We start from the raw sequence: 21,750 nt of genomic DNA on the forward strand, positions 1-21,750 counted from the left end.
GATCTTCCGCGATACTCGCCCGTTTCCGGGTGAAGTACCTGTCAGATGACCAGCGGATCGTCGAGGAGATGTTCGAAGGCGAGCTCGGCGGCGCCGATCAGGGCGGCGTCGGCGCCGAGTTCGGGGGTACGCAACCGGACGTGCTCCCGGAACGCCGGCAGGCCGATCGCGTTGAGCCGGCTGCGGATCTGTGCCGCCGCACCGAGGTAGACGTCCCGCAGCGTGCCGCCGAAAATGATCACTTCCGGGTTGAAGATGTTGACCAGGTTGCCGACGCCGAAGCCGATCCAGTCGCCGACCTGCCGCAACGCGTGCTGGGCCTGGCTGTCCCCGCGCATCGCGGCGTCCACCACGGCAAGCACCGCGTCCCGGCCGCTGCGGTCGGCGCGGCCGGACAGGCGCAGCAGCGCGTGCTCGCCGACCTCGGTCTCCCAGCAGCCCCGGGACCCGCAACTGCAGGGCTGGCCGTACGGGTTGACGACCATGTGCCCGACCTCGCCACCGTACCCGCCGTGACCGATCACCCGCCGCCCGCCGGCCACGATCCCGGCCCCGATCCCGACGTCCCCGTAGAGGTAGATGACGTTGTCGGAGCCGCCCGCCGCCCCGCGCGAGTGTTCGGCGAGCGCGCACACGTCGGCGTGGTTGCCGACGCTGATCTGCCCGTGTTCGCCGAGGCCGGAGCGGAGCGCCTCACCGAGCGGCTCCTCCAGCCAGCCGGCGACCGGGGCGAGCCGGACCATGCCGTCCTCGCCGCGGGCCATCCCGGACACCGCGACGCCACTGCCCACGCAGCGGCCGTCGTCGGGCACCCCGGACCGCATCGTGGAGACGAAATGGGCCAGCGGGCGGATCGCCTCGGCGGCGCTCATGCCGGGTGGGCGGGCGGTCTCGTACTGCTCGAGGATGCGGCCGCCCAGACCGACCCGGGCGGCGCGGATCCGGTCGACCTCGATGCTGAGGGCGTAGGCGTACACCCGGCCGGACTCGGGGCGGACCACCAGCGACGGGCGGCCGGCCCGGCCGGTCTCGCGCGGCGCCGCCTCGGTGACCAGGCCGGCGCCGATCAGGTCGGAGGTCAGCGCGCCGATGGTGCTGCGGTTCAAGCCCAGGCGGGTGGTGAGCTCGGCCCGGGAGGTGGCGCCGTGGACGTGCACATACCGCAGGAGGGTTCCCAGGTTGTGCCGGCGCACCTCTTCCTGGCTCGGGCTCGCTCGCATCAGCGTTTCGTTCCCCGTCCCCGTGACTCGACCATGGTTACCTGTTGCCGGTCGCGGCGGCGCGGCGCCGGGCCAGCGCGTCGACACCGGCGGCGACAAGCAGGATCACACCCGTGAAGATGTAGCGGGTGCCGGACGAGAAGTCCATCAGGTACATGCCATTGTCGATGACCGCGATCACCGCGCCACCGATCACGGCGTGGATCACCTTTCCCTTGCCGCCGAAGAGGCTGATGCCGCCGATCACCGCGGCCCCGACGGCGTTGAGCAGGGTGCTGCTGCCGCCGGTGCCGGGGTCGACCGAGCCGGCCCGGCTGACCAGCATGACGCCGCCGGCCGCGGTCATGAACGAGCAGACCACGAAGACCGAGATGCGGATCCGGTCGACGGGGATGCCGGCCCGGCGGGCGGCCTCCGGATTGCCCCCGACGGCATAGACGTGCCGGCCGTACGAGGTACGGCCGAGCACGAACGTCCACAGCACCAGGAAACCGCCGATCACCGGCACCGCGATCGGGACGCCCTTGAGCGAGGTGACGTCCGGGTTGATGGCCCGTTCCTGGGTGAGCACGGCGGTCGCGGTCAGGATCAGCGCGGCGAGCCCGGCGATCCGGAACAGCACGATCCCGATCGGTTCGGTGACCAGGCCGTACCGGGTCCGCCCGCGGTAGCGCAGCAGCTGGGCCACGGCGTACCCGGCGGTGGCGGCTCCGGCCAGGATCCAGCTCCAGCTGACCGGGAGGCTGTCCTTGTTCAGCGACTTGATCCAGCCGTCCGGGATGGAGACGATCTGGCTCTCGCCGAGCAGGTTCAGCAGGACGCCCTGGAAGGCGAGGAAGGCCGCCAGGGTGACCACGAACGACGGGATGCCGATCTTGGCGACCAGGAAGCCGAGCGCCAGTCCGATCACGACACCGGCGGCCAGCGCGGCGATCAGGGCGACCGGCTGCGGGTAGCCGTACTCGGTGAGCAGGATCGCCAGCACCGCGCCGCAGACGCCGGCGGCGTACCCGGCGGACAGGTCGATCTCGCCGAGCAGCAGGACGAAGACCAGGCCCATCGCGATCATGGTGACGCCGGCGGCCTGGTTGAACAGGTTGGCGAAGTTGCCGGCGCTGAAGAAGGTCTCCGGCTCGGCGCTGCCGAAGATCAGGGTGAGGAGTACGAGACCCAGCACCGCCGGCAGCGCGCCGAGGTCCCCGCCACGGATCCGGGCCAGATAGTCCCGGAGGTGACCGGCGACGGTCGGCCTGGCCGTCACACCGCCTGGCGTGTCGAACGTGGTCATGCTGGTCATCGGGGAGCTCCGGGCAGAAGGTCGGCGTAGTCGGTGGGCGCCTCGGGCGGAAGGCCCAGATTCCCACTGCGCCCACTGGTGATCAACTCGACGACCTGGGCGTGGGTGACGTCGCTCGCCCGGACCTGGGCGGCGGTCCGGCCCAGATAGAGCGCGGCGATCCGGTCGGCGACGGCGAAGACGTCGTTCATGTTGTGTGAGATGAGCACCACACTGAGCCCGTTGTCGGCCAGCCGGCGGACCAGCTCCAGCACGTGTGAGGTCTGTGCCATCCCCAGCGCGGCGGTCGGCTCGTCCAGGATGACGATCCGGCTGTTCCACAGGACCGCCTTGGCGATCGCCACGGTCTGCCGCTCGCCGCCGGACAGGCTGGACACCAGCTGGCGCAGCGAGTTGACGCTGCGGACCGAGAGGCTGGCCAGGGTCTCCCCGGCCAGCCGTTCCATGGCCGGCTCGTCCAGGGCGATGCCGCGCCGGATCTCCCGGCCCAGGAACATGTTCTGGACGATGTCCAGGTTGTCGCAGAGCGCCAGGTCCTGGTAGACGACCTCGATGCCGAGCTCGGCGGCGTCCCGCGGGCTGTGCACGGACACCTCCCGGCCCTCGAAGGTCACCGTCCCGGAGTCGATCGGGTAGATGCCGCTGATGCACTTGACCAGCGTCGACTTGCCGGCGCCGTTGTCGCCGACCAGAGCGGTCACCTCACCGGGGTAGACGCTCAGCGCGACGTCGTGCAGAACCCGTACGGGCCCGAAGCTCTTGTCGATCCCGCGCAGCTCGAGGAGCGGTTCCACAGCCACTGTCTCTCCTTCGTTCGGTGCGCGGGTCAGCTGATCCCCACGTCGGCGCAGGCCTTCTCGAAGACGCCCGTGCAGAGTTCCGCCGCGGTGACGTATCCGTCGTCGACGACCGTCCTCATGTTCTCCCGGGTGATCGGCACCGGCTGCAGCAGCACCGACTTGACCGGCTGGTTCGTCTGCGGGTCGGTGACCAGGCCGGTGGCCGTCGGTGTCTGCCCGGCGACCAGAGCGGCGGCCAGCTCGGCGGCCGCGGCGGCCTCCTTCTCGATCGCCTTGTAGACGGTCATGCACTGGTCCCCGGCCAGGATGTTCTGCAGCCCCTGGACGGTGGCGTCCTGGCCGGTCACCGGCACCGCGCCGTTCAGCTTGTTCTTCTTCAGCACCTCGATGACGGCGTTGGCGACACCGTCGTTGGCCGCGATCACGCCGGCGATCCGATTGTCGCGGGTGAGCTGCTGTTCGAAGATCGTGCCACCCTGTGCGTTGTCCCACTCCGGAACGTCCTGGTCCGGACCCTGCAGGTACTCGCCGGAGTCGAACTTCGGCTGCAGCACCGAGTGGTAGCCGGCCTTGAACTGGGTGGCGTTGTTGTCGGTGGGCGAGCCGTTGAGGTACGACACCACCGGCTTGCTGACGCGCGCGGCGGTGAGGCAGTCGACCAGGCCCTGGCCCTGCAGCCGGCCGACCTCGACGTTGTCGAAGGTGACGTAGTAGTCGGCGCCGCCGTCGAGGGTGAGCCGGTCGTAGTCGATCGTCCGGATCCCGGCCTTCCTGGCGTTGTCCAGCACGTTCTTGCCGGTACCGGAGTCCAGGTTGACGATCATCAGGACCTTGACGCCGCTCTGGATCATCCCGTCGGCGATGGTCTGGAAGAGCGCCTTGTCGCCCTGCGCGTTCTTGATCTCGGCAGTGACGCCGACCGCGGCGAACGCCTCGGTGAGGTACTTCAGGTCGGCGGACTCCCAGCGGGCCGAACTCCGGGTGTCCGGCAGGATCACGCCGACCTGGGCCTTCGGACCGCCGCCGGAGCCGCCATGCTGCCGGGTGCAGGCGGCCACACCTCCGGTGGCCAGCAGGCCGGCCGCGGCAAGGGCGCAGATTCCCTTACGCATCCCTACGGTTCCTTTCGGGGGGAGGTACATCCGGGGCGCGAACGTATTCGCGCCGTGGCGCAGAACACAAGCGGTAACGCCGATCTATCCCGGGTCCCCTGAAGTCACATTAGGTGCGGATCGGGGCGGTGGTGGCGCCGGTCAGCCGAATCAGATCGGCCGGGACGAGCGACACCTGGAGGCCGCGGCGGCCCGCGGAGACGTACATCAGGTCCAGGCTCCCGGCGGTGTCGTCGATCACCGTGGGCAGGCGCTTGCGCTGACCCAGCGGGCTGATCCCGCCGCGCACGTAACCGCTGCTGCGCTCAGCGGACGCCCGGTCGGCCAGGGCGGCCCGCTTGCCGCCGGCCGCCGCGGCGAGCGCCTTCAGGTCCAGGTCGCCGGTCACCGGCACCACCGCGACCACCAGGCTGCCGTCGACCTCGGCCACCAGCGTCTTGAACATCCGCTCCGGCGCCACCCCGAGGGCCTGCGCGACCAGGGCGCCGTAGTTCGGGGCGTCCGGCGAGACGTCGTACGGGTGGAGCGTGTGCGGCACCCGCTCGGCGGTCAGCAGGACGGTCGCCGGCGTGCCCGCCGCTTTCTTGGCCATGCGCGCACGCTACTACCGCGCCATCTCCGTCAGCAGCACCACCGGCGCGCCGTCCACCCGGGTCAGCACCAGGCCCGCCGCGTTCGGCCCGGACAATTTCAGATCCTTGCGCAGCTGATCGGGCACCAGCGCGGAGCCCCGCTTGCGGATCTCCAGCACGCCGATGCCCCGCTCGCGCAGCAGCGCCCGCAGCCTCTTGAGGGAGAACGGGAGCATGTCGGTGACCGCCAGCCGGCGGGCGAACGGGGTGTCCACCGGGTCGTCGGTGTAGACGTAGGCGATCTCCGGGTCGCCCAGCCGCCCGCCGACCGTCTCGGCGAACTCCGCCACCAGGTGCGAGCGGACCACAGCCGGGTCCGGGTCGTAGATCCACGCGCCGACCGGGCCGACCGGAGCGGTGCGGTCACCGGTCCCGACCAGGCCGGCGTCGGGGCCGATCAGGGTGGCCCGACGCTCGGCGTCCGCCAGCGGACCGCACCAGAAGGCGGCCTCCACCAGGTCGCCGCCGACACTGACCCACTCGCCTTCGGCGCCGGGCGGCAGCAGCGCGTGGTCGATGCCGGGCGCGAGCTTCAGCACCGTGCGCGGCACCCGGCCGGGCAGGGCGGCGATGAAGTCCCACGGCGGGGAGTAGGACTTCGGGTCGAACACCCGGCCGCGGCCCGCCTGGCGCCGCGCCGGGTCGGCGAAGACCGCGTCGTACCGCTCCACCGGCACCGATGTGGCGTCGGCGCACTCCACGGTGATCAGGCCGGCCAGCCCGGCGGCCTCGGCGTTCGCCGCGGCCAGCGCGGCGGTCAGCGGGTCGGCGTCCACGGCGTGCACCGCGATCCCGTGCCGGGCCGCGGCCAGAGCGTCCGATCCCAGCCCACAGCCGAGGTCGGCGAGGGTGCGGACGCCGGCGGCGGCCAGCCGGGCGGCCCGCCGGTCCGCGACCGGGCCGCGTGTCGCCTGCTCCAGGCCCGCCCTGGTGAAGAACATCCGGGCGGCGTCCGGGCCGAACTTCATCGCGGCACGCTCGCGCAAACTAGCCTGGGTCAAGGCGGCCGCGGCGAGTTCCGCGCCGAAGCCCCGGGCCCGCACGGCCGAGGCCGCGGCGAGTGGCTCACCGCCGGTCACCTCGACCGCTGCGGCCAGGGCTTTCGACCCCTCAGGGGTAAGCAGCAAACGCAACAACTCGGGGGTCATGGCAGGCATTCTCCCTGGCGTGACGAGTTGGCACTCTGGTTGACGGAGTGCTAGTTCCGGCATAGTCTCGCGGTTAGCACTCTCACCATGAGGGTGCCAGCCGTTCGGCCCGTCCGTGCGGTTAGGCACCAGGCGGACCGGCACCCGCGACGACGGCCCCGCCCGGTGGCATGAGGCATTGACCGGCCTGTTTCACGGCCGGCGAAACCTGATACCCAGGAGGGTATGCCCGTGACTACCGCGACCAAGGTTGCGATCAAGCCGCTCGAGGACCGCATCGTGGTCCAGGCGAACGAGGCTGAGACCACGACCGCTTCCGGCATCGTGATCCCCGACACCGCCAAGGAGAAGCCCCAGGAGGGCACCGTCCTCGCCGTCGGTCCCGGCCGGATCGACGACAAGGGCAACCGCGTCCCGCTCGATGTCAAGGTCGGCGACGTCGTTCTCTACTCGAAGTACGGCGGCACCGAGGTCAAGTACGCCGGCGAGGAGTACCTGGTGCTCTCCGCCCGCGACGTCCTCGCGGTCATCGAGAAGTAAGACCTAACCGTCTGTGCAGGCGCCCTGTTCCGATTCTCGGGGCAGGGCGCCGGTGCGTGAAGGGACCAATACATGGCGAAGATCCTCAGCTTCTCCGACAACGCCCGGCACCTCCTGGAGCACGGCGTCAACACCCTCGCCGACACGGTCAAGGTCACCCTCGGGCCGCGCGGTCGCAACGTCGTCCTGGACAAGAAGTTCGGTGCGCCGACGATCACCAACGACGGCGTGACCATCGCCAAGGAGATCGAGCTCACCGACCCGTACGAGAACCTCGGCGCCCAGCTGGTCAAGGAGGTGGCGACCAAGACCAACGACGTCGCCGGCGACGGGACCACCACGGCGACCGTGCTCGCGCAGGCGCTGGTCCGTGAGGGCCTGCGCAACGTGACCGCCGGCGCCAACCCGATCGGCCTCAAGCGGGGCATGGACTTCGCCGCCGAGGCCGTGTCCAAGGCGCTGCTGGCGAAGGCCGTCGAGGTCGCCGACCACAAGGCGATCGCCAACGTGGCCACCATCTCGGCGCAGGACGCGACCATCGGCGAGCTGATCGCCGACGCGTTCGACCGGGTCGGCCGCGACGGTGTCATCACCGTCGAGGAGGGCTCGGCGCTGCACACCGAGCTCGACGTCACCGAGGGCCTGCAGTTCGACAAGGGCTTCATCTCCCCGAACTTCGTGACCGACGCGGAGTCGCAGGAGGCGGTGCTCGAGGACGCGCACATCCTCATCACCACCCAGAAGATCTCCAGCATCGAGGAGCTGCTCCCGCTGCTGGAGAAGGTGCTGCAGACCGGCAAGCCGCTGCTGATCGTCGCCGAGGACGTCGAGGGCCAGGCGCTCTCCACCCTCGTGGTCAACTCGCTGCGCAAGACCATCAAGGTCGCCGCGGTGAAGGCGCCCGGTTTCGGTGACCGCCGCAAGGCGATCCTGCAGGACCTCGCGATCGCGACCGGTGGCGAGCTGATCGCCCCCGAGCTCGGTTACAAGCTGGACCAGGTCGGCATCGAGTCGCTGGGCAGCGCCCGGCGCATCGTGGTCGACAAGGAGAACACCACCATCGTCGACGGTGGCGGCAACTCCTCCGAGGTCTCCGACCGGGTCTCGCAGATCCGCAAGGAGATCGAGGCGTCCGACTCCGACTGGGACCGCGAGAAGCTCCAGGAGCGGCTGGCGAAGCTCTCCGGCGGCATCGCGGTGATCAAGGTCGGCGCGGCCACCGAGGTCGAGATGAAGGAGCGCAAGCACCGCATCGAGGACGCCATCGCGGCGACCAAGGCGGCCGTCGAGGAAGGCACCGTCCCCGGTGGCGGCGCCGCGCTCGCGCAGGTCGCCAAGGACCTCGAGGGCGGCCTCGGCCTCACCGGCGAGGAGGCGCTCGGCGTCGCCATCGTCCGTAAGGCGCTGGTCGAGCCGCTGCGCTGGATCGCGCAGAACGCCGGCCACGACGGCTACGTCGTGGTGGGCAAGGTCAACGAGCTGGGCTGGGGCCACGGCCTCAACGCCGCCACCGACGAGTACGTCGACCTGGCCGCGGCCGGCATCATCGACCCGGTCAAGGTGACCCGCAACGCGGTCTCCAACGCCGTCTCGATCGCCGCGCTCCTGCTGACCACCGAGAGCCTGGTCGTGGAGAAGCCGGCCGAGCCGGCTCCGGCCACCGCCGGCGGGCACGGCCACAGCCACGGTCACGGGCACGGCCACCAGCACGGCCCGGGCTTCTGATCACCCGGTAGCTCTACGGAAAAGGCGCGCCCTCCGGGCGCGCCTTTTTCATCGCGCCGCCCTGCCACGAGTCCCACAGGGCGGCGTAGACCCCATCGGCCGCCACCAGCTCGTCGTGCGGGCCGAGTTCGACGATCCGGCCGGCCTCGACCACCGCCACCCGGTCCGCGTCGTGGGCCGAGAACAGCCGGTGCGCGATCGCCACCACGGTCCGGCCGCTGACCACCGCCGCCAGGGACCGTTCCAGGTCCCGGGCCGCCCGCGGGTCCAGCATCGCGGTCGCCTCGTCGAGCACCAGCGTGTGCGGGTCGGCGATCACCACCCGGGCCAGCGCCACCTGCTGCGCCTGCGCCGGGGACAGCGGATGACCCCCCGCGCCGACCACCGTGTCCAGGCCGTTCGGCAGCTCGTCGGCCCAGGTCAGGGCCTGTACGGCGGTGAGCGCGGCACGGATCTCCCCCTCCTGCGCGTTCGCCCGGACCATGGCGAGGTTGTCGCGGAGCGTACCGATGAAGACGTGGTGTTCCTGGGTCACCAGAGCCACCTCGGCGCGCAGCCGGTCGGGTGGCAGCGCGGCCAGCGGCACCCCACCCACCGTGATGCTGCCCGAGGTGGGCTGGTGCACCCCGGCGAGCAGGCGGCCCAGGGTGGACTTGCCGGCCCCGGAGACGCCGACCACGGCGAGCCGCTCGCCCGGCTCCAGCACCAGGTCGATGCCGTGCAGCACCTCCCGGCCCGGCTCGTAGGCGAACCGCACCCCGCACACCCGCATCCGGTTCCCGGCCGGTTCCGGGCTCAGCGTGGCCGCCGGTGGCGGGCCGGCCGCGACCCCCAGCAGCCGGGCCAGCGCCGCCCCGCCGACCTCCAGCTCGTCGAGCCAGCCGACCAGCCGGTCCAGCGGGTCGACCAGCTGCTGCACATAGATCACCGCCGCGGTCAGCTCGCCCAGCGACACCGAGCCGCGCAGGTAGAGCCAGCCGCCGGCGAGCAGGGTGAGGACCATCGGCAGCACGTAACTGATCTCGATGAGCGGCCACCACACGGTCCGCAGGTGCAGGGTGAACCGTTCGGCCCGCCAGGAGCGCCGCAGGTCGGTGTCGGTACGCGCGACCCGCTGCCGCTGCCGGCCCAGCGCCTCCACCGTCCGGGCGCCCTCCACCGTCTCGGTCAGCCCCTCGGTCACGTCCGCGTACGCCGCGTTCTGCCGCAGGTACCCGGCCGGGGCGTGCCGCAGGTACCACCGGGTGCCGACCGCGATGATCGGCGCCCCGATCAGCAGCGGCGCCGCGAAGACCGGGCTGACCAGCAGCAGCGCCCCGATCACCAGGACCAGGGTGATCAGCGAGATAACCGTCTCCGGCACCGCGAACCGGACGCACTTGGACAGCGCGTCGACGTCCCGGGTGGTCCGGGTCAGCAGGTCACCGGTCCCGGCCGACTCCACCGTGGACAGCGGCAGCGCCAGCACCCGGGCGACGAACTCCTCCCGCAGGCGCGCCAGCACCCCCTCCCCCAGCCGGGCCGACGCCATGTGCGCGTACCGGATCAGCACCGCCTGCACCACCACGAACCCGGCGATGGCCAGCGCCAGATCGTCCAGCTCCCGCACCGGAACCCGGTCGTAGATGCCCTGCACCAGATCACCGAGCAGCCGCGGCCCGGCCAGCCCGGCCAGGGCGGCGGCCACGTGCAGCCCGACCGTGGCCCGGAACATGCCGGGATAGTCGCGGAGCAGATCGCGGGCATACCGGCGGGCCTGGGCGGTGGTCGCCACCGCGAGACGGGTCACGGCTTCTCCTCGCGGAGCACCAGCCGCGCGTACCCGGGCTGGTCACGCAACAGGTCCAGGTGCGGGCCGGCCGCCACCAGCCGGCCGTGCTCCACGAAACAGACCCGGTCGGCATGGCTCAGCAGCAGCGGGCTGGAGGTGCAGATCACCGTGGTCCGGCCGGCCCGGGCCGCTTTCAGCCGACCGGCGATCTTCGCCTCCGTGTAGGCGTCCACCGCGTTCGTCGGCTCCACCAGGATCAGCACGTCCGGGTCGGCGATCAGAGCCCGGGCCAGGCGCAGCCGCTGCTGCTGGCCGCCGGAGAAGGACCGGCCGCGGTCCGGCATCACGGTGTCCGCGCCGTCCGGCAGGGCGGCCACGATGTCGGTGGCGCAGGCGGCGGCCAGGGCCTGCGGCAGGGCGCCGCTGCCGTACGGGTCCAGGTCGGCCCGCAGGCGCCCGGTGAACAGCTGGGCCTCGTTGTCGGCGACCAGGATCCGGGCGCGTACCTCGGACAGGGTGGCGGCCGACAGCGGGACCCCGTCCAGGGTGCCGCCCTCGGCGTACCGGCCCAGACGGTCGGCGATCCGGGCCGCGTCGCCGGGAGCGCCGGCGGCGATGGCGGTGAGCAGGCCGGGCGGGACGCGTACGCCCGACTCGGTGTCCGCAAGCTCGCCCACCGCGAGTCGCGCCGGCTCCGGTGGGTCCGGCAGATCGCCGCGTTCCCGCAGCATCGCCACCACCCGCCGGGCCGAGACGTGGCCGCGGGTCATCTTGTCGATCGCCTCGGTCAGCTGGCGCAGCGGCGCGACCAGGAAGGCGGCGTACGCGTAGAACGCCACCAGCTGCCCCACCGAGATCCGCCCGTCCGCCGCGAACCGCGCGCCCAGCCACGTGACCAGCACCAGGAACACCCCGGGCAGCAGCGTCTGTGCCGCCTCCAGCAACGACTCCACCCGCGCGGTACGCACCCCGGCGGCGCCGAGCGCCCGCGACTCGGCCCGGTAACGGGCCGACATGGTCGCCTCCCCGCCCACCCCGCGCAGCACCCGCAGACCGCCGACCAGGTCCGCGGCGCGCCCGGTGAGCCGGCCCTGCAACTCGCGGTAGACCCGCTGCCTGCGGTGCAGCGGCGGGATCAGCACCCCGACGATCACCATCATCAGCGGCACGCCCAGCAGCACCACCAGCCCCAGCGGCACCGACGTGTGCAGCAGCAGCGCCGTCACGGTGACCACCGCGATCAGCGCGCCCACGCCCCGCGAGGTGATGTCGACGGCGCCGCCGATGTGGGTGATGTCCGAGGTGCCGATCGCCACCACCTCGCCGGTGTCCAGCCGCCGGGGCAGCGTGGAGCCGAGCCGGTTCGCCTGCCGGACGATCACCTGCACCGTCCGGAACGCCGCGCCCAGCCAGTTCGACACCGCGAACCGGTGCCGGGAGATGCCGGTGAACGCCTGCACCACGCCGAGCCCGAGCAACAGCAGCGCCCAGCCGATCAGCTCACCGGTGTCGCGGGCCACCGCGGCGTCGACGGCCCAGCCGACCGCCGCCGGCACCAGTGCCTGGCACCACATCCAGGTGATCGCGAGCAGGGCCGCGGCGGCGACCGTCAGGCGGGAACGCCGGATCAGCCAGAGCAGATATCGGGTGGCGGACCGGGAGTCGGGCGTGCCGGGGTCGGTCACTGGCAGTCTTCGCATCAGGCTCCGACGGTAAGGCCGGGCTGGGCGGACTGCACATGGTCATCGATCGACGGGGTGGAAATCCCAGACGTGCGGAGCGCGTGCTACCAGGTTCTCCGGCGGGGTACGCAGGTTCTCCGGGGAGTTGCGCCATTTGGTGATGACGACGATGCGATGATCGGTGGACGAATAGACGTCACTCGACACATGTTGTGGCAGTACCTCCAGGGCGGGCACCGCCGTGTCGCAGACCCAGGCCAGCAGCTCGTCGAAGCCACTGCGCGAGGCCCGCACCTCCCACATCCGCGCGATCATGCACGCTTCCTACCCCGGCACACTCACCGCGGTCAAACCCATGGCGGAATCCGCCGGCAGATCCAGACGACTCGGGGCGATCCCGGCGGCGACCAGATGCGAACCGAGCGCGGCGACCATCGCGCCGTTGTCGGTGCACAACTGCGGGCGGGGTACGCGTACCGCGATCCCGTATTTCGCCGCACGCTCCTCCGCCAGCACCCGCAGCCGCGAATTCGCCGCCACCCCACCGCCGATGACCAGCGTGTTCACCCCGTTCGACCGGCACGCGTCGATCGCCTTCGCGGTGAGCACGTCACACACCGCCTCCTGGAAGCTCGCCGACACGTCCGCCACCGGAACCGGCTCGCCGGCCCGCTCCCGGCTCTCCACCCAGCGGGCCACCGCCGTCTTCAACCCGGAGAACGAGAAGTCGAACCGGTGCGCCGCCAGATCTTTCGGCGCGGTCAGCCCACGCGGGAACGCGATCGACGCCGGATCGCCGTCCCGGGCCGACCGGTCGATGATCGGGCCGCCCGGGAAACCCAGGCCGAGCAGCCGGGCCACCTTGTCGAACGCCTCCCCGGCCGCGTCGTCGATCGTCGCGCCGAGCGGGGTCACCCCCGCCGTCAGGTCGTCGACCAGCAGCAACGACGAGTGGCCGCCGGAGACCAGCATCGCGATCGCCGGCTCCGGCAGCGGGCCGTGCTCCAGGGTGTCCACCGCCACGTGCGCGGCCAGATGGTTCACCCCGTAGATCGGCTTCTCGGCGGCCAGCGCGTACCCCTTCGCCGCCGCGACGCCCACCAGCAGCGCGCCGGCCAGGCCGGGACCGCTGGTCACGGCGATCGCGTCGACGTCGGCCAGCGTCACCCCGGCGTCGTCCAGAGCCCGCTGCATCGTCGGGACCAGCGCCTCCAGGTGGGCGCGGCTGGCCACCTCGGGCACCACCCCGCCGAAGCGGGCGTGCTGGTCCACACTCGACGCCAGCGCGTCGGCGAGCAGGGTGTGGCCGCGGACGATGCCGACGCCGGTCTCGTCGCAGGAGGTCTCGATCCCGAGGACCAGGGGCTCGTCACGCATCTCGCATCATCACCAGGGCGTCGGTGTTACTGGGTTGGTAGTAGCCGCGCCGGATCCCGACCGGCTCGAAACCGTAGGTCGCGTACAGCTTCTGCGCGGGGGCGTTGTCGACGGCCACCTCGAGCAGCGTCTTGCGGGAGCCACGCCGGGCCGCCTCGGCCAGCAGCGCCTCCAGCAGGCCCCGGCCGAGACCGCGGCGCTGGGCGTCCCGGCGGACCGCGATGTTCTGCACCCACGACTCGTGCTCGTCCACCACGGACAGGCCGGCGTAGCCGACGACATCCTCGCCGTCCAGCGCCACCAGGTAGAACTGGCGGGTGGCGAGCTCGTTCCAGAACATCGCGGCGGACCACTTCTCCGGGCCGAAGAGGTCCTCCTCGATCGGCAGCACGTCCTCGATGTGCCACCACCGGAACCGCTCGATGCTCGCCGTCATGTCAGCACCGGTTTGCGCGCCGTCGGCTCGACCGCGTCCGGCCGCCGCAGATAGAGCGGGGTCAGGATCTCGCTCGGTGTGCCCGCGCGGATCCGGTCGGCAGCGATCGCGACGAGCGCCGCGCCCGGCGGGTAGAGCAGGTGCTCCTCGACCGGCACGCCGAACAGATCCCCGTATTTCAGAGCGCCCTCGCCCGCCGCGCGGTCCACGAGACCGGCCACCGACGTACCCCCCGGAAGGAGGACGCCGGCCGGGAGCGACGCGCCGACCGCGCCCTGCACCAGGCCCGCCACATCGGCCGGCTTGGCCACCTCCGGCCCGGTGACCCGCTCCCCGTCGGCGTAGGTCGCGAAATACACCTCGCGGCGGCGCGCGTCGGTCGCGATCAGCACCCGCCCCGGACCCGCGGCCCGGCCCAGGGCGTCGAGCGAGCACACCCCGTACGTCGGGATGCCGAGGGCCTGCCCCATGCTCGCCGCCGTGGCCAGGCCGACCCGCAGGCCGGTGAACGGCCCCGGGCCGACCCCGGCCACGATCGCGGTGAGATCCCGCGGGCGGAACCCGGCGTCGGCGAGGGCCGCGGCGATCTCCGGGGCGAGTTTCTCCCCGTGGGCGCGGGGGTCGACGGTCCGCCGCTCCACCACGCCGGCCAGGCCGTCCGCCGTCACCTCGACGAGCGCGGCCGTCGACGCGGGGGTCGCGGTGTCCAGAGCTAAAACCAGCACAACCGAAAACCCTAGACGGTGGCCCGGGGGTCCCAGTCGATGACCTGACGGCCACCGTCCGCGAGAGCCTTGTTGGCCGCGCTGAACGGGCGGCTGCCGAGGAACCCGACCCGGTTCAGCGGGCTCGGGTGACCGGCCTCCAGCACCGCATGCACCGGGTTGGTGACCAGCGCCGCCTTCTTCTTCGCGTAGCTGCCCCAGAGCATGAAGACGATTCGCTCGTCCCGCTCGTTGAGGGCCTTGATGGTGGCGTCGGTGAACGCCTCCCAGCCCTTGCCGCCGTGCGAGCCGGCCTTGCCCGCCCGCACCGTGAGCACCGCGTTGAGCAGCAGCACACCCTGCTTCGCCCAGCCGGTGAGGTCGCCGCCGGCCGGTTTCGGCACGTTCAGGTCCTCGTTGAGCTCCTTGAAGATGTTGCTCAGCGACGGCGGGCGGCGCACCCCGTCACGCACGCTGAAGCTGAGCCCGTGCGCCTGGCCCGGGCCGTGATAGGGGTCCTGGCCGAGAAGGAGGATGCGGGTGTCCGCCGGCGAGCACAGACGGTACGCCGCGAACAGGTCCTCGACCGGCGGGTAGATGGTCTGGGTCGCGTACTCCTCGGCCACCCAGGCGCCCAGCGCGGTGGTCGCGGCCTCGTCGAGGAAGGGGGTCAGCGCGCCACGCCACTCGGGGGGAAGCAGCTCGGTCAGGTTCACATGGTCTCCAGTCGGTGTGCCCAGTCGCCGCCGTGCGGGACGAGTTCGACGACGCGGATGTCGTCGTCCCGCCGGTCGATGCGGATCTGCAGGTATTCGTCGTTCAACTGCTCGACCATCCCGGCGCCCCACTCGATCACGGTGACCGCGTCGTCGGCGGAGGCGTCCAGGTCCAGGTCGTCGATCTCGGCGCGCGGGTCGGGACGGTCGCCCAGCCGGTACGCGTCGGCGTGCACCAGCGGCACCGGGCCCCGGTGCAGCCGGGCGATCACGAACGTCGGCGAGGTGATCGGCCCCTGCACGCCGAGGCCGGCGCCGATGCCCTGCACCAGCGCGGTCTTGCCGGCGCCGAGGGGCCCGGTGAGCAGCACCAGGTCGCCGGCGCGCAGCACCCCGGCCAGCCGCCGACCGAAGGCCCGCGTCTCCTCGACGGTGTCCAGTTTCACGTCAGTTTCTCCAGGAAGGGGATCAGTGCGGCGTTGACCTGGTCGGCTTTCTCCAGCATCACCACGTGGCCGCTGCTCTCGACCTTCAGCAGCTCGGCCTCGGGCAGATTCTCGATGATCTCCTCGGAGTGGGTGACGGGGGTCAGATAGTCCCGGTCACCGACGACGACCAGCACCGGGACGCCGCGCAGCGCGGACAGCGCCGGCAGGCGGTTGTGGGTGTAGAGCGTCTGCAGGTATTTCGTGAGCGTCTCGGCCGAGGTCTTCGAATTCATGCTCTCCACGAACGTGACGAGCGACGGGCTCGGCTTGGGCTCGCCGAACCCGTAGCGCCGGGTGAGCAGCCAGGCCAGGTCGGAGGAGGCCACCCGGGCCCGGTCGATGGTGCCGCCGCCGAGCTGGGCCGCCTTGCTCCACAGCGGGATGAACGGGGCGCTCGCCCGGGCCACCACGTTGGTGATGCCGAGCTTCGCCTTGTCGAACAGGCCGGCCGAGGTCGACATCAGCACCACGCCGATCACCCGGTTGCCGAACCAGGCCGGGAACTGCTCGGCGAACGCCATGATCGTCATGCCGCCCATCGAGTGGCCGACCAGGATGATCCGCTTGCCGGGCACGGTCTCCTCCAGCACCGCGGCCAGCGACCGGCCGAGAGCCGCCAGGTCGTAGGACCCGGACTTCAGCTTGCTCGACCTGCCGTGCCCCGGCTGGTCGTAGAAGACCATCCGGTGCGTGCCCCGCTCGGCCAGCACCTTGCGCTGGAAGTAGAAGGTGCCCATGTCCAGGGCGAACCCGTGGACGAAGACGATCGTCGGGTCGTCGCTCGCGCCCTCCGGCTCGATGATCTCCACATGCAGATCGGTGCCGTCGGCGGCGGTGACCGTCAGCTCCCGGTCGAAGGGCTGGTCACCGAACGGCTCCTCGACATAGGGGTCGCCGGGCGCGTTGACCGAGCGGCGCACCAGCGCCCGCTCCACGGCGAACGCGGTCGCCAGACCGGCCGCGGCGACACCCACCGCGGCCCCGAATATGCCCGCGCCCTTGGCGACCCTCGACCGCCGCTTCACCCGGCCACCTCTCCGACGTAGTGCCGGGGCACCCGGCCGCTGCCGAACCTCGTGACGATCTCGTAGTTGATCGTGCCGGTCGCGGCCGCCCAGTCGTCGGCGGTCGGCTCCCCGTCGTCACCGGGCCCGAACAGCACCGCGACATCCCCCGCGGCCACCGGCTCGTCACCCACGTCGACCACCACCTGATCCATGCAGACCCGCCCGGCGATCCGCGCCGTGACCCCGCCGATGCGCACCGGCCCGGCGCTGGAGGCGTGCCGCGGCACCCCGTCGCCGTAACCCAGCGGCACCACGGCCAGCGTCGTCTCGCGCGCCGTCGTGTAGGTGAGCCCGTAGGACACGCCCTGCCCCGCCGGAACCCGCTTGGTCATCATCACCCGGGCCCGGGCCGTCATGGCCGGCCGCAGCCCATAGGTCTCCCCCGCGATCGGGGACAGCCCATATGCCGCGATCCCGGCCCGGACCAGGTCGAAGTGCGCGTCCGGCCGGGTCAGCAGGGCGGCCGAGTTGGCGATGTGCCGCAGCCGCGGGGTGATGCCGTAACCCGCGGCCAGGGTGAGACCCTCGTGGAACGCAGCAAGCTGCCGGTCGACCGACTCGTGGCCCGGCTCGTCGGCGCAGGCCAGGTGGCTCCACACGCCGACCACCTCGAGGTCGCCGCCGGCCTCCGCTTTCGCCGCGGCCTCCAGCAGGGCCGGCCAGCCGGCGGCCGGCGCGCCACCGCGGGCCAGGCCGGTGTCCAGCTTGAGATGCACCCGGGCCGGCCGGTCCGCCTGCCGGGCCGCGGTGACCAGCTCGTCGATCAGCTCCGGGGTGCCGGCGCTCAGGTCGACGCCGGCGGCCACACCCTCGTGCAGCGGCAGGCCGGGGCTCAGCAGCCAGGCCAGGACCGGCGCCTGAACCCCGGACCGGCGCAGGGTGAGCGCCTCGTCGAGGGTGGCGACGCCGAGCCAGGTGGCGCCCCCGGCCAGCGCGGCCCGGGCGGCCGGCGCCATGCCGTGCCCGTAGCCGTCCGCTTTCACCGCGACCAGCACCTCGGCGGACGCGGAGGTGCGAGCGCGCAGCATCGCGACGTTGTCCCGGATGGCGTCCAGATCGACGCGGACTTCGGCCTGCCACATACCTCCACCCTACTGAGGCGTATGACATTTCCCGGCGGTCAGCCCAGCAGATCGGCCAGCACCGGCCGCAAGGCGGACGCCACGTCCGGCGCCGTGACCGGCCCGTGCCGCGCCGCCCATCGCCCGGCCAGCCCGTGCACATAGGCGGCGGCGATCGCCGCCCGCACCGCCGGCAACCCGGCCGCCAGCAACGACCCGAGCAGCCCGGCCAGCACGTCCCCGCTGCCCGCGGTGGCCAGCGCCGGGCTGCCCGTCGGATTGGCCCAGATCTCACCCGCCGGGGTGGCCACCACCGTCCGGTCGCCCTTGAGCAGCACCACCGCGTTGGTCCAGGCGGCCAGCCGGGCTGCCGCCCCGGCCCGGTCCGCGCCGGGCGTCTCCCCGGCCAGCCGCTTGAACTCGCCGTCGTGCGGGGTCAGCACCAGCGGGGCGTCCCGCCGCAGGTCCTCGGCGTGCTCCCCGCCGACCAGCAGGTTGATCGCGTCGGCGTCGAGCAGCACCGGCAGCGGGGTGGCCAGCACACTGCGCAGCTCGGTCCGCGCCGCCGCGCCCGACCCGAGCCCGGACCCGCACACCCAGGCCTGCACCCGGCCGGCGTCGGCCACCTTGCCGGCGACCACCACCGACGGGTGGGCACGGACCACCTCGGCGTGGGCACTGCCCGCGTACCGCACCATGCCGGCCGGGCCGGCCAGCGCGCCCGAGGTGGAGAGCAGCGCCGCGCCCGGGTAGGTCGCCGAGCCGGTGGCCAGGCCGACCACGCCACGGGTGTACTTGTCGGAGGTCGCGCCGGGCCGTGGCCACCACGCGGCGATGTCGGCGGCGTCCGGCACCCGGACCGCCGGGTCGGTGACCAGCGCCGGGCCGAGGCCGATGTCGACCAGGTCGACGGCGCCGCAGCGGACCGCGGCCGGGCCGAGCACGTGGGCCGGTTTGAGGCACCCGAACGTCACCGTGACATCGGCGGTCACCGCCTCGCCCGGCACGTCGCCGGTGTCCACCGCGACGCCGCTCGGCACGTCGACGGCCACCACCAGCGCGGGTCCGCCGGCACGCCCGCGCAAGTCCCGCAGCTGCCGCACGATCGCCGCCGCCTCGGACCGCAGCCCGCCGCTCGCGCCGATCCCGACGATGCCGTCCACCACCAGATCGGAGCGGGCCGGCAGATCCCGGGTGGTGAAGCCGCCCGCCGCCCGCAGCGCGGCCAGCCCGGCCAGGTGCACCCGCTCCGGGGTGAGCAGCAGCGCGCGGACCTGGGCGCCGCGGCGGGCCAGCAGGGCGCCGGCGAAGAGCGCGTCACCACCGTTGTCGCCGCTGCCGACCAGCAGCAGGACCCGGGCGCCGTACACACCGCCGGCCTCGTCCAGCAGCAGCGCGCAGCGCCGGGCCAAGCCGGCTGCCGCCCGTTGCATCAGGGTGCCCTCGGGCAGGCCCGCCATCAGGCTCTTCTCAGCCGACCGCACATCGCTGACCCGCCACGCCCGCCGCATGAATTCTCCTGTCGAGAGTTAGACGCCCGCCTCGGCGACCACCATCGCGGACGCGATCCCGCCGTCGTGCGACAGCGACAGATGCCATCGGGCGATGCCCCGCTCGGTCGCCGCGGCGGCGACCGTACCGGAGACGGTCAACCACGGGCGCCCGTCCGGATCGGTGACGATCTCGCAGTCGTGCCAGCGCAGGCCGACCGGCACGCCGAGCGCCTTGGCCACCGCCTCCTTCGCCGCGAACCGGGCCGCCAGCGACTCGGCGGAACGCGGGTTGCCGGAACCGGTCAGCCGCTCGGCCTCGGTGAACAGCCGGTCCGCGAGCAACGGCGTCCGTTCCAGCGCGCGGCCGAACCGGTCCACCAGGACGACGTCGATGCCGACAGACACGATCACAACGGCCACCCTAACGCCGTCCCGGACCGCGACCTCGGGTTGATCCCATCAAGGTCAACCCCTTTCGCGGGTACGCCCACCGCCGCGCCCCCGAGCCTCCCGCGGCCCCTGCCGTACCGCAAACGCCTGTGGACAGGCGTCCACAGGCCCGCCGGAACCCGGCCGTCCCGCCTCTAGCCTCGGCGCATCCGTCGTCCCCGCTGGAGGTTTGTCAGATGAATTCCGATTTCGAGGTCGACGCCGCGGACCTGCGGGCCACCGCCGCCGCCGTGACGGGACTGGCCGCCCGGGTGCGTGACCTGGCCGCCGCCACCCCGGAGATCGACCCGTCCCCGCCCTGGGCCGCCACCGGCGCCGCGTCCACGGCATCCGACGCGGCCGCGCGTTCAGTGGCGGCGATCGGCGCCGATCTCGCCGAGACCGCGGTGCGGCTGAGAGCCGTGGCGGACACGTACGAGCAGGCCGACTCCCGCGCCGCGACCCGCCTGCGGGCGGCCTGATGAGCGCCGCGGCTCAGGTCCGGGCGGCCCGGCTCGGGGCGGCCCGATGAGCGCCGCCGTGACGTACGCCCGGCTTCGTGCCACCGACCCGGCCCGCTGGCAGGCCGCCGCGCTGGCCTGGCGCCGCTGGGCCGCCCTGGCAGGCACGTTGTGCACCGAGTTCGGCCCGTTGGTGACCCGGCTGCGCGCCTCCTGGTCCGGCGCGGCAGCCGAGGCGGCCGCGACCCGGATCGGCGTGCTGCTGCGCCGGCTGACCTTGTTCCGGGTCCTCTGCTGGCGGGCCGATCAGGCGCTGTGCGAGTTCGCCGCGGCTCTCGGCAGGGCCCGGGCGCTGCTCGACCGGGCCCGCACCGCGGCCGGGCGCGCGGGTCTGACGATCGACGACTCAGGCACCGTCCGTGGCCGCCCGGACCAGCACGACAGCATCCGCGCGGTGGCCGCCGATCTCAGCACCGCGCTCGGCATCGCCGCCGACGCCGACAGCGCCGCAGCCGCCCGGCTCAGCACCCTGACCGGCACGCCACCGATCCCGGCGGGCATCGCGACACCGCCCTGCACTGCTGCTCCCGCCGAGGTACGCCAGTGGTGGGACCGCTGGTCCCCGGGCGAACGTGCCTGGCTGCTCGCCACGAACCCGGCCGCGTTCGCCGGCGCCGACGGCATCCCCGCCGCCGACCGGGACATCGCCAACCGGCTGTTGCTCGCCGGGCAGCAGCCGGCCGGCGCCGACCCGGGGCGGGACCGTGACCTGCGCACCGGCCTGGCCCGGCTGAGCGCGCGGCTGGAGAGCGACGACGGTCCCCGGGCGTACCTGCTGAAGCTGGGCCTCGACGCCGAGGGCCGGGCCGTGGTCGCGCTCGGTGACCCGGACCGGGCCGGCCATGTCCTCACCCACGTTCCCGGCATGACCTCGGATCTGAAGTCGCTGGGCGGCGAGCTGAGCCGGGCCGAGCGGGTCGCGGTCCGGGCCGGTGAGCTGGACCCGGGCCGGACGGCGAGCGCGGTGCTGTGGCTGGACTACGACGCGCCGGACTTCGTGCCGGAGGCGTCGTCGGCGCGGCAGGCCGACGAGGCGGCGGAGGGCCTGCGCCGGTTCCAGGAGGGGTTGCGGGCCAGTCATGACGGCGCACCGGCCCGGCAGACGCTGCTGGGGCACAGTTACGGCTCGCTGGTGGCCGGGCGGACCGCGGCGACCGGCCCGGTGGAGGCGGACGGCCTGGTCTTCGTGGGTTCGCCGGGTGTCGGTGTGGACGCGGCGTCCCGGTTGAGCGTGCCCGCCGACCGGGTCTGGTCGACGACGTCGGCGACCGACCCGATCCAGTACGCGGCCACCGCCCCGAAGAACCTGCTGGGCGCCCCGCTGACGGTCTGGACGGGCCGGGACGACCTGTGGTTCGGCGCGAACCCGAGCCGTCCCGGGTTCGGCGCCCGGGTGTTCGCCAGCCAGGGCGACGCGGGTCACCTCGGTTACTGGGACCCGGGCCGGCCGGCGCTGGACTCGCTGGCCCGGATCACTCTGGGCGAGCGACCCTGACGGCGTGAGCCGCCGGAGCGATCCTCCGGCGGCTCA

The 21,750-nt window shown here is 72.8% G+C and carries 22 protein-coding genes; 4 read left to right on the forward strand and 18 right to left on the reverse strand.

The window, feature by feature from the left end; genetic code table 11:
- Positions 1-41: 41 nt before the first annotated feature.
- The 6 genes from ACZ3II_RS09005 to ACZ3II_RS09030 all read right to left on the reverse strand — a co-directional run bounded on the left by ACZ3II_RS09005 (position 42) and on the right by ACZ3II_RS09030 (position 6,209).
- Entirely contained in the window at positions 42-1,220 is a 1,179-nt protein-coding gene (locus ACZ3II_RS09005) for an ROK family transcriptional regulator (protein WP_465517061.1), read from the reverse strand.
- Positions 1,221-1,257: 37 nt separating this feature from the next.
- Positions 1,258-2,517, reverse strand: coding sequence for a sugar ABC transporter permease (locus tag ACZ3II_RS09010; protein ID WP_465517062.1), 1,260 nt, complete (start codon positions 2,515-2,517; stop codon positions 1,258-1,260).
- Positions 2,514-3,317, reverse strand: a complete 804-nt coding sequence (locus ACZ3II_RS09015; RefSeq protein ID WP_465517063.1) for an ATP-binding cassette domain-containing protein — start codon at positions 3,315-3,317, stop codon at positions 2,514-2,516. The genes ACZ3II_RS09010 and ACZ3II_RS09015 overlap by 4 nt, the downstream gene beginning before the upstream one ends.
- Before the next feature lie 26 nt (positions 3,318-3,343).
- Positions 3,344-4,429: a sugar ABC transporter substrate-binding protein gene (locus tag ACZ3II_RS09020; RefSeq protein WP_465517064.1), complete on the reverse strand. Its 1,086-nt coding sequence runs from the start codon at positions 4,427-4,429 to the stop codon at positions 3,344-3,346.
- A 109-nt stretch (positions 4,430-4,538) separates the two neighbouring features.
- Positions 4,539-5,021 (reverse strand): Cys-tRNA(Pro) deacylase, encoded by a 483-nt coding sequence (ybaK, locus tag ACZ3II_RS09025; RefSeq protein ID WP_465517065.1) that lies wholly within the window; start codon positions 5,019-5,021, stop codon positions 4,539-4,541.
- 12 nt (positions 5,022-5,033) lie between these two features.
- A complete protein-coding gene (locus ACZ3II_RS09030) occupies positions 5,034-6,209 on the reverse strand; it encodes a class I SAM-dependent methyltransferase (RefSeq protein WP_465517066.1) in 1,176 nt (391 codons plus the stop codon).
- Between the two features lie 225 nt (positions 6,210-6,434).
- Between ACZ3II_RS09030 and groES the strand changes: the two genes are divergently transcribed.
- Complete coding sequence (gene groES / locus ACZ3II_RS09035; RefSeq protein ID WP_014440794.1) at positions 6,435-6,749, forward strand: co-chaperone GroES; 315 nt, start codon at positions 6,435-6,437, stop codon at positions 6,747-6,749.
- A 72-nt stretch (positions 6,750-6,821) separates the two neighbouring features.
- Positions 6,822-8,474 carry a chaperonin GroEL gene (gene groL / locus ACZ3II_RS09040; protein WP_465517067.1) on the forward strand — a complete coding sequence of 551 codons (1,653 nt, stop codon included), beginning with the start codon at positions 6,822-6,824 and terminating at the stop codon, positions 8,472-8,474.
- 13 nt (positions 8,475-8,487) lie between these two features.
- Here the strand turns inward: groL and ACZ3II_RS09045 are convergent, their stop codons facing one another.
- The 12 genes from ACZ3II_RS09045 to ACZ3II_RS09100 are packed head-to-tail and all read right to left on the reverse strand — an operon-like array spanning position 8,488 to position 19,680.
- On the reverse strand, positions 8,488-10,263 hold the full coding sequence (locus ACZ3II_RS09045; protein ID WP_465517068.1) for an ABC transporter ATP-binding protein: 1,776 nt from the start codon (positions 10,261-10,263) through the stop codon (positions 8,488-8,490).
- The gene (locus ACZ3II_RS09050) at positions 10,260-11,945 is read right to left on the reverse strand and encodes an ABC transporter ATP-binding protein (RefSeq protein WP_465517069.1); all 1,686 of its coding nucleotides are present in this window, start codon (positions 11,943-11,945) and stop codon (positions 10,260-10,262) included. Before ACZ3II_RS09050 ends, ACZ3II_RS09045 begins: the two co-directional genes overlap by 4 nt.
- Positions 11,946-11,987: 42 nt before the next feature.
- Positions 11,988-12,242, reverse strand: a complete 255-nt coding sequence (locus ACZ3II_RS09055; RefSeq protein ID WP_465517070.1) for a hypothetical protein — start codon at positions 12,240-12,242, stop codon at positions 11,988-11,990.
- 9 nt (positions 12,243-12,251) lie between these two features.
- Positions 12,252-13,304: a tRNA (adenosine(37)-N6)-threonylcarbamoyltransferase complex transferase subunit TsaD gene (tsaD, locus tag ACZ3II_RS09060; protein WP_465517071.1), complete on the reverse strand. Its 1,053-nt coding sequence runs from the start codon at positions 13,302-13,304 to the stop codon at positions 12,252-12,254.
- Positions 13,297-13,740 (reverse strand): ribosomal protein S18-alanine N-acetyltransferase, encoded by a 444-nt coding sequence (rimI, locus tag ACZ3II_RS09065; protein WP_465517072.1) that lies wholly within the window; start codon positions 13,738-13,740, stop codon positions 13,297-13,299. Before rimI ends, tsaD begins: the two co-directional genes overlap by 8 nt.
- A complete protein-coding gene (gene tsaB / locus ACZ3II_RS09070; protein ID WP_465517073.1) occupies positions 13,737-14,465 on the reverse strand; it encodes a tRNA (adenosine(37)-N6)-threonylcarbamoyltransferase complex dimerization subunit type 1 TsaB in 729 nt (242 codons plus the stop codon). The genes rimI and tsaB overlap by 4 nt, the downstream gene beginning before the upstream one ends.
- An 11-nt stretch (positions 14,466-14,476) precedes the next feature.
- Positions 14,477-15,160, reverse strand: coding sequence for a uracil-DNA glycosylase (gene ung, locus ACZ3II_RS09075; protein WP_465517074.1), 684 nt, complete (start codon positions 15,158-15,160; stop codon positions 14,477-14,479).
- Positions 15,157-15,606 (reverse strand): tRNA (adenosine(37)-N6)-threonylcarbamoyltransferase complex ATPase subunit type 1 TsaE, encoded by a 450-nt coding sequence (tsaE, locus tag ACZ3II_RS09080; RefSeq protein ID WP_465517075.1) that lies wholly within the window; start codon positions 15,604-15,606, stop codon positions 15,157-15,159. Before tsaE ends, ung begins: the two co-directional genes overlap by 4 nt.
- Complete coding sequence (locus ACZ3II_RS09085) at positions 15,603-16,673, reverse strand: alpha/beta fold hydrolase (protein WP_465517076.1); 1,071 nt, start codon at positions 16,671-16,673, stop codon at positions 15,603-15,605. Before ACZ3II_RS09085 ends, tsaE begins: the two co-directional genes overlap by 4 nt.
- Entirely contained in the window at positions 16,670-17,797 is a 1,128-nt protein-coding gene (alr, locus tag ACZ3II_RS09090) for an alanine racemase (protein WP_465517077.1), read from the reverse strand. Before alr ends, ACZ3II_RS09085 begins: the two co-directional genes overlap by 4 nt.
- A 38-nt stretch (positions 17,798-17,835) precedes the next feature.
- Positions 17,836-19,287, reverse strand: a complete 1,452-nt coding sequence (locus tag ACZ3II_RS09095; protein ID WP_465517078.1) for an NAD(P)H-hydrate dehydratase — start codon at positions 19,285-19,287, stop codon at positions 17,836-17,838.
- Positions 19,288-19,305: 18 nt separating this feature from the next.
- Positions 19,306-19,680, reverse strand: a complete 375-nt coding sequence (locus ACZ3II_RS09100; protein ID WP_465517079.1) for a holo-ACP synthase — start codon at positions 19,678-19,680, stop codon at positions 19,306-19,308.
- 215 nt (positions 19,681-19,895) lie between these two features.
- On the opposite strand from ACZ3II_RS09100, the gene ACZ3II_RS09105 reads away from it, so the two are divergent.
- Both ACZ3II_RS09105 and ACZ3II_RS09110 read left to right on the forward strand, forming a co-directional pair.
- Positions 19,896-20,180: a hypothetical protein gene (locus ACZ3II_RS09105; RefSeq protein WP_465517080.1), complete on the forward strand. Its 285-nt coding sequence runs from the start codon at positions 19,896-19,898 to the stop codon at positions 20,178-20,180.
- 46 nt (positions 20,181-20,226) lie between these two features.
- The gene (locus tag ACZ3II_RS09110; RefSeq protein WP_465517081.1) at positions 20,227-21,714 is read left to right on the forward strand and encodes an alpha/beta hydrolase; all 1,488 of its coding nucleotides are present in this window, start codon (positions 20,227-20,229) and stop codon (positions 21,712-21,714) included.
- Positions 21,715-21,750: the final 36 nt, after the last annotated feature.

This window comes from Actinoplanes sp. NPDC019969, assembly GCF_055562375.1.